This window comes from Capnocytophaga sp. oral taxon 903 (assembly GCF_013394785.1).
Classification (GTDB): Bacteria; Bacteroidota; Bacteroidia; order Flavobacteriales; family Flavobacteriaceae; genus Capnocytophaga; species Capnocytophaga ochracea.
Window position 1 is genome coordinate 1,818,329 of record NZ_JABXYW010000002.1, and the last position, 14,265, is coordinate 1,832,593.

Here is a 14,265-nt window from a genome sequence, read left to right on the forward strand (position 1 = left end):
TGAAAAAAATGGGAAAAGCCACTGATGAAATAAAGAATATATTGCGAGGAAAATTTTTGGTAGAAGGTAAAGAAGCTACCCGAAATTGGTTCTTCATAAGCTTTCTTTTTGCTTTGGGAGTTATAATGATAGCCAGCTCACATATGGTAGACCGCAAAGTACACCAAATAGCTAAGCTCAACGACGAAGTAAATGAGCTCAAAAGTGAATTCGTCGATGTGCGTTCGCGTTTGCAGAAAGTGCGTTTGGAGTCTACGCTTTTAGAACAATTAGAAAGCAAAGGACTCAAACAACCCGAAAAACCACCACAAAAAATAAAGGCAATTGTAGAAGAATAATCTTTGAGATAATAGATAATACAAGTAGAAAGAAGCATTGGAAAAAAACGATAAAAAGATAACATCGCGCACTTATTTGGTAACCATTATGATGCTACTGATGATAGGTGTCATTGCGGTAAAGCTCATAAAAATACAAATTGACGGTGATGAGTATCGCGCCAAAGTAGACGAAACTACCTTGCGAGAAGCTGATATTATCCCCAGTCAAGGTAATTTGTATTCTGATGATGGTAGTTTGCTTGCCACTTCGGTAACTCGGTATGATATCCGTTGGGACGGTATTGCGCCTTCCAGAGCTAATTTCAATAGGTATGTAAAACCCCTCAGCGATTCGCTTTCGCGTATGTTTGGAAAACCCAATAGCTATTACTTAAATCTCTTTAAAAAAGAACGTAGCTTAAAGAATCGCTATATGCTCGTAGCCACTAATCTGGGTTATAGCGAGTACTCCCGAATCAAGAAATTCCCCCTCTTCAATAAAGGTCCTTATAAAGGCGGTATTATCGTCGAGCGCAATATAAAACGCGAATATCCATTAGGAGGTATTGCACACCGCAGTATCGGTTATGCCCGTACTGATGAAACAGGCTATACTACCCGTGTAGGTTTGGAAGGTGCTTATGCCAGCTATTTATTAGGAACCAAAGGTCGACGCGTAGAACAAAAAATAGCACAAGGACAGTGGAAACTTGCCAGTGGTTTTAATATCATCGAACCTAAGGACGGCTACGATGTAGTATCTACTATCAATATTAATATCCAAGATATCGCTCACCACGCTTTGCTTACACAACTTAAAAAATACAAAGCTCAGCACGGTTGTGTGATAGTAATGGAGGTGAATACAGGTGAGATAAAAGCTATTTCTAACTTAGAGCTGAATACTAGAAACGATACGTATTCTGAGCGTTATAACTTTGCTATTGGTGAAGCACACGAACCTGGTTCAGTCTTCAAACTAATGACGGTAGTAGCCGCTATGGAAGCCCGCAATATCGATACGACTTATGTAGTAGATATCAAGGAAGGAAAACAACAGTATTACGATAAGACTTTTCAAGACTCTCAACATAGGTTTACAGGAAATATAAGTCTCAACAAAGCTTTTTCGGTCTCTTCTAATGTCGGAATGACTGAACTAGTGCATAGTCTTTTTTCAAAATCTCCTTCTGATTTTACTACCAAGCTCATTCAAATGAACCTAAATCAACCCTTAGGCTTACCTATTTTAGGCGAAGGTATTCCCTATATTCCTACACCTCGCGACAAAATATGGAGTGGGGTAACGCTTGAGTCAATGGCAATAGGTTATTCCGTAAAACTTACTCCTTTGCAAAGCTTGGCTTTTTATAATGCAATTGCCAACGGAGGAGTAATGGTCAAACCTCGAATGATAAAAGAAGTAAAGGAATGGAATAAAACAGTAGAGAAGTTTAATGTAGAAATTGTCAATGGTAAAATATGTTCTAAACAAACTGCTGACCGTGCCAAGGGACTATTGGCTAATGTAGTAGAACGTTCCTACGGTTCAGGGCATCGTCTCCATTCTCCCGATTTCTCAATGGCAGGTAAAACAGGTACAGCCCGTAAGAACTATGCCAGTGCCGATAAGAGTAAACTTAGCTATATATCTTCATTTGCAGGGTTCTTTCCTGTCGATAACCCTAAATACTCTTGTATAGTGGTAATTCACGAACCCGATAAGAGTGTAGGTTTCTATGGTGCCGATGTATCAGGGCCTGTATTTAAGAGTATTGCTCATAAAATCTATACCAATTCGCTGTTGATAGATACGGTAGAAAACGTAGATAAAATATCAGCCAGTACTACTACAAACTACGAAGATTATTATGCCAAAGCTGCTAAGTACAAAACCATAATGCCCGACCTTAGCGGTATGAATGTAATGGACGCTGTTGCTCTCTTGGAGAATATGGGCTTACGAGTGAAATTCTCAGGTGAAGGTAAAGTAAGTGCACAATCAATTGCCAAAGGCACTAAAGTACCCCGCAATATAGTAGTAGTGTTACAATGTGGCAAATTAGAGAATTAGCTGACGTGCTAATATACTAATTTTACACTCTGCATTCTATTGTACATTTGTACCCTATAAACTCCAACCAGTCCTACTGGTCTGTATTATCCGATTTAAACTAACAACTAAAAAATAATGCTTTTTGATGATTGGAAAGACAAAGACCCTTTAGAAGTTTCTCCTACTTTACTTTGGGATTACGACCTCTCTACCTTTGATTGGGAGAAAGGAAAAGTAATAGTCATACAACGCATTGTAGAAAGGGGGTGGGACAACGATTTTTATGCCGCTATGCAATTATATGGGGGCTTAGAAGCGTTTATAGAAATAGTAAAACAAGTGCCTTACCTAAACGAAAAGGATATGAATTTCGTTTCAAAGGCATTTCAAATAGATTTAAACGATTTACAATGTTACAAGAACAAACAGTACCGGGAGCAACTTTTGAACTCCTGAAAATCTTGATGAAAGATGAGAAGCTGAATGAATTCTATTTAGCTGGAGGTACTGCTATTACCTTGTATTTAGGGCATCGCATCAGTATTGATTTAGATTTATTTTCGTTAGAAGATTTCGATAATACTGAATTAGAGTCTTATCTATCTCAGCAATATAACTTTCTTACTGACAATAAGGCTCGCAGTACTCTAAAAGGAAGTATAGAAGGGGTTAAAATAGACTTTATTACTTTTAATACTCCTTTGTGTGAACAGATACAAAACATAGGAGGTATAAGGCTATTCAGTTTGCAGGATATTATTGCAATGAAACTCTTAGCTATTGCCGATAATGGTACGCGGTTGAAAGATTTTATTGATATAGCCTATTTGTCAATGCGATTTTCTTTTGATGAGATGCTCTCATTTGTAGCTTATAAATTTCCTAATAAAAATCTACAAATATACCGAAAAGCTCTTTTGTTTCATAATGATATTTATTTTGATGTTCCTATTCAACTCACTGAAAAGAAATATCAATGGGGAAAGATAGCAAAACGTCTCAAAGAAATGGTTTCCTCTCCTAAGAAAGTTTTTGAACATTCGCCTTTGTAAAATGACACTGACAAATAGAAAATCGGCTAATTAACTAATTAACATTATGAACTTAAAAACATTACTTAAAAATATCACTATAAAAACTTCCCTTTATGTGGAAGATAAAGATATCACTTCCGTTTGCTTCGACTCCCGCAAGGCGGAAAAAGGAAGTATGTTTGTTGCCATCACGGGTACGCAATCTAACGGACACGAATACATAGACCAAGCTATACGCAGTGGTGCTACTGCTATCGTATGTGAGCAATTACCTCAACAACCTTTGCCTAATGTAAGCTATATAGTAGTTCCTAATACCCATAGTGTTTTAGCCTTGATTGCAGCTAACTTCTATGGCAATCCTTCCGAAAAACTTACCTTAGTAGGTGTAACGGGTACAAACGGCAAGACTACTATTGCTACGTTACTCTACCAATTGTTTAGAAAAGCAGGACAAAAAGCGGGGTTACTCTCCACAGTGGCGGTATACGTAGACGATCAGCGTTTTGAAGCTACTCACACCACCCCCGACCCTCTTCAACTGAATCATTATCTGCATTTAATGGTAGAACAAGGGGTGAAATACTGCTTTATGGAAGTCAGTTCGCACGGCATCGACCAGCATCGTACCGAAGGGCTACAGTTCGCAGGAGGTATCTTCACTAACCTCACCCGCGACCACCTCGACTATCACAAAACCTTTGCTGCTTATCGCGATGTGAAAAAACGCTTCTTTGATGCGTTACCCGTTACCGCTTTTGCCTTAGTAAACAACGATGATAAGAATGGGGCTTTTATGCTACAAAATACCAAAGCTCAAAAGAAAACATACGCACTCAAAACTCACGCAGATTATAAGGCATATATCATCGAGAGCAGATTTGACGGCTTGCTGTTGCGTATCAATCAGCACGAGGTATGGACAAAACTCATAGGTGAGTTCAATGCCTATAATCTTTTGGCGGTATATGCTACAGCTACTCTATTGGGTATTGACGAACTCGAAGCGCTTACTCTTATCAGTGCCATAGAACCTGTGGCAGGACGTTTTCAGTATGCAGTATCGGCTACGGGAGTGATTACCATAGTGGATTATGCTCATACCCCCGATGCTCTTGAAAACGTTCTGAAAACCATCAACGATATACGCACTCACAACGAAACCCTCACTACCGTAGTGGGCTGTGGAGGCAATCGCGATAAAGGTAAACGCCCTATAATGGCTGATATAGCTACAACCCTCAGCGATAATGTAATCCTCACTTCCGACAACCCGCGCAACGAAGAACCTGAGACGATTCTTTCCGAAATGGAACAAGGGGTACAGCCACAACAATTCCACAAAGTACAAACCATCACCGATCGTCGTCAGGCAATACAATCCGTTTGCAAGAACGCTCAAAAAGGTGATATTATCCTCATCGCCGGTAAGGGACACGAAACGTACCAAGAAATTAAAGGCATTAGACACCATTTCGACGACTTTGAAATCGTACGGGAATACTTGGAGCTTTATAAGAAATAAAAATAGGTTTTAAGAGGAAAGTTTTTAAGTGTTTACATCATTATAAAAATAAACTTTTCCAAGAATTTAAAGCTCTTGGAAAAGTTTATTATGCCACTACTTTGTTTTAATATTTAAATTGTGTATATTTATTTTCCTTATACGACGTTCATTAAGATAAAAAAAGCTCCAACTTGGTTGGAGCTTTTTTCGTGACCTCGACAGGATTCAAACCTGTAACCTTCTGAGCCGTAATCAGATGCGCTATTCAGTTGCGCCACGAGGCCATTGTTGTTCTTGTTTTACGGGTGCAAAGGTACGACCTTTTTTGAAACCTGCAAACTTTTTCACAACTTTTTCACAAATTATTTTCTTCTTACTTTACTTGCACTCTCCAGCCGAAGGGATCTTCAGCCTTGTTATACTGAATGTTAAGTATCGCTTGTTTAATTTTATCGGTGTACAATTCTGCAGGACGATTTACGCTGTAATCTTTGCCCTTATAGCCAAATCCAGATATAGGGCTAATCACCGCAGCCGTTCCACAACCAAATGCTTCTTTCAATTCACCTTTTTCAGCTGCTTCGATAAGTTCGGTTACTTTCACTGGGCGTACTTCGGTTTTGATACCTAATCTTTCGGCTACTGCAATGATACTTTTACGAGTTACTCCATCGAGAATACGCTCACTAGTAGGGCAAGTAACAAGGGTGTTACCAAAACGGAACCATAGGTTCATTGTACCTGCTTCTTCTAAGAATTGGTGAGTAGCATCATCTGTCCACATTACTTGTTGGTAACCTTCATTGGCAGCTTCCTGAGTAGGGAAAAACTGACCTGCGTAGTTACCTGCAGCTTTAGCAAAACCAAAACCACCATTAGCAGCACGGCTATAATAGTCCGCTATTTTTACTTTTACATCGCCTTTGTAATAAGCTTGTACAGGGGCAGTAATAATCATAAAGAGGTAGTTTTTAGCAGGAGCCGCTTGCACGCCAGCAGTAGTAGCAATCATAAATGGGCGCAAATAGAGAGCATTGCCAAATCCGGGTTTTATCCACTCACTATCAATATCTACAAGAGTACGGAGAGCTTGGTCAAACCATTCTTCAGGAAACTCAGGCATTGCCAAGCGTGAGCAGGATTTATTGATACGTTTGTAGTTTTCTTGCGGACGGAATAAAAAAACGTGTCCGTTGTCATCTTTATAAGCTTTCATTCCCTCAAAAACAGCTTGTCCGTAATGAAATACGCTTGCCGAAGGCTCAAGGGTTATAGGAGCATAAGGTTTGATGGTTGGGTTTTGCCACTGTCCATCTTTGTATTCACAGATGAACATATGGTCAGCAAAAGTTTTACCAAAACTCAGTTTTGAAAAGTCTATCTGGTTAATACGACTTTCTTTTACTTTTTCAATCTTTAAATTCATATTGTTTTAGTTTTTGATTTTGTCTAAATTTTTGTCAAAGGTACAAAATATTTTTTAACTTTGTCGCGTAAAACACAAAAATCTTTACCTATATTTTTCAACACACTAACTATTAAACGATTACTTGTTATCTTTTATCTTTTACCTGAATAATGACTCACGAACTTATAAAAACCTCCGATGGCTCTACCAGCCTTTATATTCCACAGTTGGACGAGACCTATCACTCAGTACACGGCGCGCTTCAAGAAACTCAGCACGTGTTTATCAAAAACGGACTGCAACTATTTGACCACCAAAGCATCTCTATCTTAGAAATTGGCTTTGGCACGGGGCTTAACGCTTTGGCTACTTACAAGGAACACGAATCTTTGCAACTGAATATTCGTTACGAAACGGTAGAAGCCTACCCACTTTCGTGTGACGAAGCCTCGCAAATGAACTTTCCACAGATGCTTAACGCTCCAGCACTCGTGCCCGTTTTTGAGCAGATGCACCGTTGTGAGTGGAACAAACTCATTACCCTATTACCCTCTTTTAGTTTCAAAAAGCGATTACAACGTTTTGAAACTATCAACGATACCGATACTTTCGACCTTATTTATTTCGATGCTTTTGGGGCGCAAGTGCAACCTGAATTGTGGCAAGAAGCTATTTTCCAACAAATGTACACCGCTCTCAAAACTGGAGGCTATTTGGTAACCTACGCCGCCAAAGGCTCTGTGCGTCGTGCAATGCAGGCTTGTGGCTTTACGGTCGAGCGATTGCCCGGACCGCCTATGAAAAGGGAAATGTTACGCGCTCACAAGGATTAAAGCCTATATGTCCGTTTTCTACATACAAAGGAAAAGGTATATTGTTTGTATACAGCGTTCCCGTGCCTAAGCCTTGGGGCATTGGGTTGCGAAGTGTGTACGTCCATTGTGCAATGGCATTGAGCCCTATATTGCTCTCCAAAGCCGATGTTACCCACCAACCTATACCCAATGTTTCGGAGAGGGTTATCCATTCTTCAGAACCTCTATAACCTCCTATAAGCGAAGGTTTTAAAATGATATACTGCGGTTGTATCTCTCTCAGAAGTCGTTGTTTTTCTTCCCTTGTAAATACCCCAATCAATTCCTCATCAAGGGCGATAGGCAGAGGTGTTTGCTCACATAGTTCAGACATCGCTTCCCACTGTCCTGCCCGTATAGGTTGCTCAATAGAGTGTAATTGCAAAGTAGCCAAGCGTTCTAAATACCTCAGTGCCTCAGTTGCTTGAAACGCACCATTAGCATCTACCCGTATTTCTATATCGTTTGCTGAAAACTCATTGCGCAAGGCTTTCAAGATACGGTATTCTTCTTCAAAGTCAATCGCTCCTATCTTCATTTTGATACAGCGAAAACCCTGAGCGAGTTTCTCTTTTATCTGCGTTTTCATAAAGTCTGGAGAGCCCATCCAAATGAGCCCATTAATAGGTATAGCGTCTTTTCCCTTCGTAAAGTTCGAAGGAAAGAGCTCGTACCAGTGTGGAGCTGCTACCGACCTAAATGCTTGTTCCACCCCAAATTGTATAGACGGAAAAGTCTTGAGCTCTTCTAATAAAGCCTTTTCTCCCAAGTGTAAGTGTTGTTCTACCCATTGCAATTTAGCCTTATAATCAGGTACGTCATCGGCACTAAGCCCACGAAAGAGGTTGCATTCTCCTATGCCTTTTTTGCCCTCTTGTTCTATTACTAAAAAGAAGGTTTCTTTGGAGGTAAGAACTCCTCTTGATGTCCCCGAAGGACGTTTAAAATTGAGAATGTGTTTAATCATAATTTGTCGATTTGATGCGAGCCACACGGGCAATTTGCTAATTTTCTAATTGCTAACTACTAATTTTCTATGGTTTTTATCTATTTGTATCAATTCGACTGTGGTATAAGTATCAGGCAAGTATTTTTCAACCTTTTCCGCCCATTCAATAAAACACCAATCGCCCGAATAGAGGTATTCTTCAAAACCAATATCAAAAGCTTCTTCCTCGTTTTTGATACGGTAAAAATCAAAATGGTAAATACGACTATCAGCACCTTCATAAGGGTTCACAAGGCTAAAAGTAGGACTGCTCACATTGTCGGTACTACCTAAGGCACGCGCCAAGGCTTTGATGAGTGTTGTTTTGCCAAATCCCATTCCTCCTCTGAAAATCACCACTTTGCAGTGTAAGTGAGGCAGAAGTTTTTTTGCAATTGTATCAATGTCCGCTAAAGTGTAGGTAAATTCCATAACGTTATTTTTGAGGGCAAAGGTAGCAAATAATTGCGAATGACCTCCGTTCGACATTGAAAAGAATTTTTAATGTTATATACAGAAATCTTAAAAAATCAAAAAATGGAAATTAATTAAATTATAGAAATTAAGTTATTTTTAACTATTGTATATCAAGTGTTTATGTATCATTTCTATATCAATCGTCCAACATTCGTCCATCATTCCTATATCCTTTCTATAAGCTAAATATAGGTTATCTTCTAAATAAAAAAGTTCTTTTTATTTTAAAAAATATTCTTTTTTTCTTTTTTGTTTTCAAAAACTTTCGTATCTTTGACCCGAAATTAGTAGTTGTTAATTGTTATTGTCAATTATTCATTGAATATGATATATATAGAATTATTAATCGTACTCCTCGCTATCTTTGTAGGAGCCAGAGTAGGAGGTATTGGGCTCGGTATCTTCGGTATGATAGGTTTAGGAATTCTGGTTTTTTGTTTCGGACTCAAACCTGGCGATCCGCCTATTGATGTAATGCTTATCATTGTAGCAGTTATTACAGCGGCTGCTACCTTGCAAGCAGCGGGAGGTTTAGATTATTTGGTGAAGGTAGCCGAGAAAATTCTGCGCAAAAATCCCGCTATGATTACTTTCTTGGCACCCGTAGTCTGCTACTTTTTTACTTTGTTTTCAGGTACAGGTCACATTGCCTATTCGCTTTTGCCTATCATCTCCGAAATTGCTACCGATAGCAAGGTACGCCCTGAGCGTCCGCTTTCTATATCGGTAATAGCTTCGCAACAGGCTATTACAGCCAGCCCTATTTCGGCAGCTACAGCCGCTTTACTTTCAGCTGAGCTCTTAGGTAGTAAAGGTATTACGTTAGGCAATATCCTGATGGTATGTATCCCCGCTACGCTCATAGGGGTGATTGTAGGCGCCATAGCCGTGAGTTTTATGGGCGTTCCTCTCGAAAAAGACCCTGAATACCAACGCCGTTTACGTGAAGGTCTTTTAGAAAAAGAAAGTCATACCGCTTCACAAATGACCAGTAAAGACTTGCAAAGAGCCAAAACGTCAGTGATTATTTTCCTTATAGGAGTCCTCTCTATCGTACTTTTTGGTTCTATTGATAGCCTCCGTCCATCTTTTGAAGTAGGAGGTGAGAAAGTACAGATGGGAATGACCCAACTCATCGAAATTATAATGATGTCTATTGCTGGCTTGATGATTATCTTTGCTCGAGTAGACATCAATAAAGCAGTAAAAGGTTCGGTATTTATTGCAGGTATGCAAGCCGTGATAGCTATTTTTGGGATTGCTTGGATGGGAGATACTTTTTTCAATGGCAATATTGAGTTCTTCAAAATGCACATCGAACAAATAGTTACTCAATATCCTTTCCTCTTTGCAGTAGCTCTTTTTGTAATGTCTGTTCTTTTATTTAGTCAAGCCGCTACGGTACGAACTCTTTATCCGTTAGGGATTGCCTTAGGCATTCACCCAATGGCAATGATAGCAATGTTCCCTGCGGTGAATGGCTATTTCTTTATCCCTAATTATCCTACCGTAGTAGCTGCTATCAATTTCGATAGAACAGGCACCACTCGCATAGGCAAGTACGTGCTGAACCACTCGTTCCAAATTCCTGGTTTTGTAGCTACTATTGTAGCCATTGCAGTAGGTTACCTAATAATTATGTTTATGTGAAATATCTAATTTCTAATTCTTAACTTTCCATTTAAAACTAATAACTAAAATTATATATGATAACATTGATGAAAAAAATTGCCCTCTCATTGCTCTTAATGATGACTGTGGCAGTCTTTGCACAACAAAAGCCAAAGATTCGTATTTTAGCTACTGGCGGTACTATCGCTGGAGTAAGTAAATCGAATACTGAAACCAACTATAAAGCTGGTGAGCTCGGTATTTACCAACTCTTGGAAGCAGTGCCCGAAGTGAAGAATATAGCCAATATAAGTGGTGAACAGATTGTGAAAATCGGTTCACAAGATATGAACGATGAGGTATGGCTCACCCTTGCCAAACGCATCAATCAGCTCTTAAATAAAGAAGGATATGATGGTGTGGTAATCACTCACGGTACCGATACAATGGAAGAAACTGCCTACTTCCTCAACCTTACCGTACACAGCAAAAAACCTGTGGTAATGGTAGGAGCAATGCGCCCTGCTACCGGTATGAGTGCCGATGGACCTCTAAACCTCTATAACGCAGTAGTAACTGCTGCCGATAAGAATGCTATGGGGCGTGGAGTAATGGTGTGTATGAACGATATTGTACTTGATGCCAAAGATGTGATTAAAACCAATACTACAGCTGTCGAAACTTTCCAAGGAGCTAACTATGGCAAATTGGCATATATTCACAACGGTAAGGTATTCTTTAATCGCACTCCTGAAAACAAACACACTTATCAATCTGTGTTTAATGTGGACAATCTTAAAGAATTGCCTAAAGTAGGTATTGTATACAGTTATTCTAACGTATCCGAATTGCCAATGAAAGCTTTTATGGACGCTAAATTTGATGGTATTGTACACGCAGGAGTAGGTAATGGTAACCTCTATCACACTATCTTCGATTTGGCAGTAAAAGCCAGAGAGCAAGGTATTCAGTTTGTGCGCTCTTCACGCGTACCTACAGGAGCTACTACCCTCGATGCCGAAGTAGATGATGCTAAATATCAATTTGTAGCTGCACAAGCACTCAACCCACAAAAAGCCCGCGTACTACTGATGTTGGCACTCACTAAAACTAAGGATTGGAAACAAATCCAAAAATATTTCAATGAATACTAAAACAAGTAAGAGATAATAAGTAACAAGTAAAAAGTAAAAAATGCCTCTTATCTCTTACCTCTTACCTTTTACCTTATTATGAAAAGAATATTATTGGCAATGAGCCTTCTGGTAGGAGGTGTTGCCACTGCACAACAAGATTTGCAAGACCAAATCAACCAATTGAGGGCAGAAATCGACCAGTTAAAAGCTAATGCTCCTGCGCCTTTACCTATGTCACAAGATGAAGAGGAAAACCCTATTCATAAGAAGTTTAATATGTACTTCAACTTTCAATCGAGCTTTGATCTTGAAAAAGTAAAAGACCAAGATATGACCGCTCAATTCAAAGCGCGCCAATTGCGATTGGAGGTTCGAGGTGATATTACCGACCGTATTTTCTATCGCTTCCGTCATCGTTTGAACAAATCAAATGCAGCGACTTCTTTGGATAATCTCGCCAAAGCTACCGATATGCTCTATGCAGGTTTCCGTTTAGACGATAAATGGACACTTACTGCAGGTAAAATGTGCCAAGCGTGGGGAGGTTTTGAGTTTGACCTAAACCCAATGAATATCTATGAATACTCTGATTTCGTAGACCATATGGATAATTTTATGTTAGGTGCGATGATTACTTATGCCCCTAATAAAAATCACGAGTTTAACTTCCAAATTACCGATGTGCGTAATGATAGTTTTGAAAAACTATACGCAGGAAGTAGCTTTGAAGCAAGCAAATCACCACTTACTTATATTTTTAACTGGAATGGTAGTTTCTTTGATAATAAATTGCAAACACGTTGGGGAGCAGGGATTCAGCAAGAAGCTAAAAATATAGCCAATTCGATGGTTATGTTGGGTACTAAGCTAAACTTACCTAAGTTTCAAGTCTTCTTCGATTATATGATGGCTTATGAAAACTTAGACCGTTTGCAATACGCTTCTGTTTATACCACAACTGTCGTAGCTGTTCCTGCTTATTTAGAAGATACATCCTATAATTCTTTTGTAGTAAAAGCCGAATACCAGCCTATTCCACAACTGAATATTTTTGCACAAGGAATGTATGAAATGGCTGATGTGAAAAATAGTAGTCTCCCTTCTGGGGCTTATAATAACAACTATCGTTCTTATGGCTATTATGCAGGGGTTGAATATTTGCCTTTTGAAAAGCAAGATTTGCGTTTCTTCTTGGCTTATATAGGGCGAGCATATGATTATGAACACCAACCGCTTTCTCCTATGTTAGATAAAAATAGAGTAAGTATTGGTTTGATGTACCGTATTAAGGCATTTTAGTGAATAGTGGATATAGCTGTTAAACATATTACATTACAACAATTCTCCACACCTGCACGTGTGGAGAATTATTGTGTATTTATATTTCGAGGAGAAGGAACTATTGCCGTAGATACGGTGCCCTATTCCTATGAAGGTAATACACTACTTTTTCTATCACCTTATCAATATTTTCAATGGGTAGAAGGCACTGCCAATGATAGCCTACTGTTGGAATTCCACGGTGATTTCTACTGTATTGAGTACCACAAAAAAGAAGTAGCCTGTAACGGACTCCTATTTAACGCTATCTTCTTGCATCCTCATATCAAGGTTACTGATAAACGTTTTGCTGAAATAATAACTCTTTTTGAACGTATAGAAGACGAAAGCAAAACGCCTTCCCTTTATTCAGAACCAGTACTCAAATCATACTTGCAACTTATTTTGGCTTTAGCAAGTAAAGAAAAAAGCCTATTATTAGAGCATACCTCTCTTAAAACTGAACATCATTTAGCTAACGACTTCCAAAAACTCTTAGAAAACCATTTTATTACAGAACGCAACGTGTCCTTTTATGCATCAGCATTATGCCTTACTCCCGATAGTTTTAGCAAGAAAATAAAAGCACTTTTAGGGAAAACACCCAATAAACTCATACAAGAACGTGTAGTGCTCGAAGCTAAAAAACTGCTTCATCTCACCTATAAATCCATTAAAGAAGTAGCCTTTGAACTCAACTTTGAAGATGAGTTTTATTTCAGTAGGTTTTTTAAGAAAAATGTAGGTCTCTCACCTAAACACTTCCGAAAAAAGGTGGGAATCTCTATCGTTGCCCAGCCTAAAACGGAAAAGTCTATGAAATAACCTTTTTTATCCATTCGAGATACAAAATAATGCCGTATCTTTGCCCCCGCAAATAAAAAGTTAATTTTAAATATTAAATCACTATGCAAAAATTATTATCATTTTTAGCCGATAGCGAACGTTGCTTTGTAAACTTTATCAGGGTCGCTATCTTTATTGTAATGGCTTGGATTGGTGGACTTAAAGTGTGCCAGTACGAAGCCGATGGTATTGTTCCCTTTGTAACGAATAGCCCGTTTATGAGTTTCTTCTACAACAATTCAGGCAAAACTGCCATTGATGAGAACGGCGTGACAGGTGAAGCAAACAAAGGTAAAGAAGTAGCCCAATACAAGCTACACAAGAATCCTGAAGGGAAGATGGTAAAAGCTAATATTGAATGGCATAAAGAGAACGGTACTTATGTGTTCTCATATGGCTTAGGGGCTTTTATTTGTTTGATAGGGTTGCTTACCTTATTGGGTATTTGGTCGCCTAAAATAGGGGTGATAGGAGGATTACTCACTTTTGGTATGAGTATAGTTACCCTCTCTTTTCTCATCACGACTCCTGAGGTGTATGTGCCTAACTTAGGTGGAGATATGCCTACGCCTGCTTACGGATTCCCTTATCTATCGGGAGCGGGACGTTTAGTATTGAAAGATATTATTATGTCGGCAGGTGGATTGATAGCAGCCTCGGAAGCTGCTCGCCGATTGCTAAAAAAGAATTAGAATTAGGAGAATATTA

At 39.0% G+C, this 14,265-nt stretch carries 14 protein-coding genes and 1 tRNA gene; 11 read left to right on the top strand and 4 right to left on the bottom strand.

What is annotated here, in order from left to right; translation table 11 throughout:
- The first annotated feature begins 8 nt into the window (after nt 1-8).
- The 5 genes from HW279_RS07505 to HW279_RS07525 all read left to right on the top strand — a co-directional run bounded on the left by HW279_RS07505 (nt 9) and on the right by HW279_RS07525 (nt 4,935).
- A complete protein-coding gene (locus tag HW279_RS07505; protein WP_015782684.1) occupies nt 9-338 on the top strand; it encodes an FtsL-like putative cell division protein in 330 nt (109 codons plus the stop codon).
- A gap of 88 nt (nt 339-426) precedes the next feature.
- Nucleotides 427-2,394 carry a penicillin-binding protein gene (locus HW279_RS07510; RefSeq protein ID WP_255493818.1) on the top strand — a complete coding sequence of 656 codons (1,968 nt, stop codon included), beginning with the start codon at nt 427-429 and terminating at the stop codon, nt 2,392-2,394.
- A 117-nt stretch (nt 2,395-2,511) separates the two neighbouring features.
- Entirely contained in the window at nt 2,512-2,832 is a 321-nt protein-coding gene (locus HW279_RS07515; RefSeq protein WP_178958522.1) for a DUF6922 domain-containing protein, read from the top strand.
- On the top strand, nt 2,787-3,428 hold the full coding sequence (locus HW279_RS07520; RefSeq protein WP_178958523.1) for a nucleotidyl transferase AbiEii/AbiGii toxin family protein: 642 nt from the start codon (nt 2,787-2,789) through the stop codon (nt 3,426-3,428). The genes HW279_RS07515 and HW279_RS07520 overlap by 46 nt, the downstream gene beginning before the upstream one ends.
- Nucleotides 3,429-3,474: 46 nt before the next feature.
- The gene (locus HW279_RS07525; RefSeq protein WP_178958524.1) at nt 3,475-4,935 is read left to right on the top strand and encodes a UDP-N-acetylmuramoyl-L-alanyl-D-glutamate--2,6-diaminopimelate ligase; all 1,461 of its coding nucleotides are present in this window, start codon (nt 3,475-3,477) and stop codon (nt 4,933-4,935) included.
- Between the two features lie 192 nt (nt 4,936-5,127).
- Here the strand turns inward: HW279_RS07525 and HW279_RS07530 are convergent.
- Nucleotides 5,128-5,201, bottom strand: a tRNA-Arg gene (locus HW279_RS07530).
- 89 nt (nt 5,202-5,290) lie between these two features.
- Nucleotides 5,291-6,343 carry a branched-chain amino acid aminotransferase gene (locus tag HW279_RS07535; RefSeq protein WP_178958525.1) on the bottom strand — a complete coding sequence of 351 codons (1,053 nt, stop codon included), beginning with the start codon at nt 6,341-6,343 and terminating at the stop codon, nt 5,291-5,293.
- A gap of 152 nt (nt 6,344-6,495) precedes the next feature.
- On the opposite strand from HW279_RS07535, the gene mnmD reads away from it, so the two are divergent.
- Nucleotides 6,496-7,158 carry a tRNA (5-methylaminomethyl-2-thiouridine)(34)-methyltransferase MnmD gene (gene mnmD / locus HW279_RS07540; protein ID WP_178958526.1) on the top strand — a complete coding sequence of 221 codons (663 nt, stop codon included), beginning with the start codon at nt 6,496-6,498 and terminating at the stop codon, nt 7,156-7,158.
- On the opposite strand, the gene HW279_RS07545 is transcribed toward mnmD, so the two are convergent.
- On the bottom strand, nt 7,121-8,146 hold the full coding sequence (locus HW279_RS07545) for an o-succinylbenzoate synthase (RefSeq protein WP_178958527.1): 1,026 nt from the start codon (nt 8,144-8,146) through the stop codon (nt 7,121-7,123). The genes mnmD and HW279_RS07545 overlap by 38 nt on opposite strands.
- Before the next feature lie 45 nt (nt 8,147-8,191).
- Nucleotides 8,192-8,656 carry a tRNA (adenosine(37)-N6)-threonylcarbamoyltransferase complex ATPase subunit type 1 TsaE gene (tsaE, locus tag HW279_RS07550; protein WP_178958528.1) on the bottom strand — a complete coding sequence of 155 codons (465 nt, stop codon included), beginning with the start codon at nt 8,654-8,656 and terminating at the stop codon, nt 8,192-8,194.
- A 312-nt stretch (nt 8,657-8,968) separates the two neighbouring features.
- Here tsaE and HW279_RS07555 point away from each other — a divergent pair, with 312 nt between their 5' ends.
- From HW279_RS07555 to HW279_RS07575, 5 genes are all read left to right on the top strand, one after another.
- Nucleotides 8,969-10,294, top strand: coding sequence for an anaerobic C4-dicarboxylate transporter family protein (locus HW279_RS07555; protein ID WP_178958529.1), 1,326 nt, complete (start codon nt 8,969-8,971; stop codon nt 10,292-10,294).
- 56 nt (nt 10,295-10,350) lie between these two features.
- On the top strand, nt 10,351-11,409 hold the full coding sequence (gene ansB / locus HW279_RS07560) for an L-asparaginase 2 (protein ID WP_178958530.1): 1,059 nt from the start codon (nt 10,351-10,353) through the stop codon (nt 11,407-11,409).
- A 78-nt stretch (nt 11,410-11,487) separates the two neighbouring features.
- A complete protein-coding gene (locus HW279_RS07565) occupies nt 11,488-12,690 on the top strand; it encodes an OprO/OprP family phosphate-selective porin (protein ID WP_178958531.1) in 1,203 nt (400 codons plus the stop codon).
- Between the two features lie 6 nt (nt 12,691-12,696).
- The gene (locus HW279_RS07570; RefSeq protein WP_178958532.1) at nt 12,697-13,536 is read left to right on the top strand and encodes a helix-turn-helix domain-containing protein; all 840 of its coding nucleotides are present in this window, start codon (nt 12,697-12,699) and stop codon (nt 13,534-13,536) included.
- 83 nt (nt 13,537-13,619) lie between these two features.
- Entirely contained in the window at nt 13,620-14,249 is a 630-nt protein-coding gene (locus HW279_RS07575) for a DUF417 family protein (protein ID WP_015782697.1), read from the top strand.
- Nucleotides 14,250-14,265 lie beyond the last annotated feature (16 nt).

Excerpts from the sequence above, each read along its gene's own strand:
- HW279_RS07505 (WP_015782684.1), top strand. The coding sequence starts at position 9 with ATGGGAAAAGCCACTGATGAAATAAAGAATATATTGCGAGGAAAATTT.
- HW279_RS07510 (WP_255493818.1), top strand. The coding sequence starts at position 427 with ATGATGCTACTGATGATAGGTGTCATTGCGGTAAAGCTCATAAAAATA.
- HW279_RS07515 (WP_178958522.1), top strand. The coding sequence starts at position 2,512 with ATGCTTTTTGATGATTGGAAAGACAAAGACCCTTTAGAAGTTTCTCCT.
- HW279_RS07520 (WP_178958523.1), top strand. The coding sequence starts at position 2,787 with ATGTTACAAGAACAAACAGTACCGGGAGCAACTTTTGAACTCCTGAAA.
- HW279_RS07525 (WP_178958524.1), top strand. The coding sequence starts at position 3,475 with ATGAACTTAAAAACATTACTTAAAAATATCACTATAAAAACTTCCCTT.
- HW279_RS07535 (WP_178958525.1), bottom strand. The coding sequence starts at position 6,343 with ATGAATTTAAAGATTGAAAAAGTAAAAGAAAGTCGTATTAACCAGATA.
- mnmD (WP_178958526.1), top strand. The coding sequence starts at position 6,496 with ATGACTCACGAACTTATAAAAACCTCCGATGGCTCTACCAGCCTTTAT.
- HW279_RS07545 (WP_178958527.1), bottom strand. The coding sequence starts at position 8,146 with ATGATTAAACACATTCTCAATTTTAAACGTCCTTCGGGGACATCAAGA.
- tsaE (WP_178958528.1), bottom strand. The coding sequence starts at position 8,656 with ATGTCGAACGGAGGTCATTCGCAATTATTTGCTACCTTTGCCCTCAAA.
- HW279_RS07555 (WP_178958529.1), top strand. The coding sequence starts at position 8,969 with ATGATATATATAGAATTATTAATCGTACTCCTCGCTATCTTTGTAGGA.
- ansB (WP_178958530.1), top strand. The coding sequence starts at position 10,351 with ATGATAACATTGATGAAAAAAATTGCCCTCTCATTGCTCTTAATGATG.
- HW279_RS07565 (WP_178958531.1), top strand. The coding sequence starts at position 11,488 with ATGAAAAGAATATTATTGGCAATGAGCCTTCTGGTAGGAGGTGTTGCC.
- HW279_RS07575 (WP_015782697.1), top strand. The coding sequence starts at position 13,620 with ATGCAAAAATTATTATCATTTTTAGCCGATAGCGAACGTTGCTTTGTA.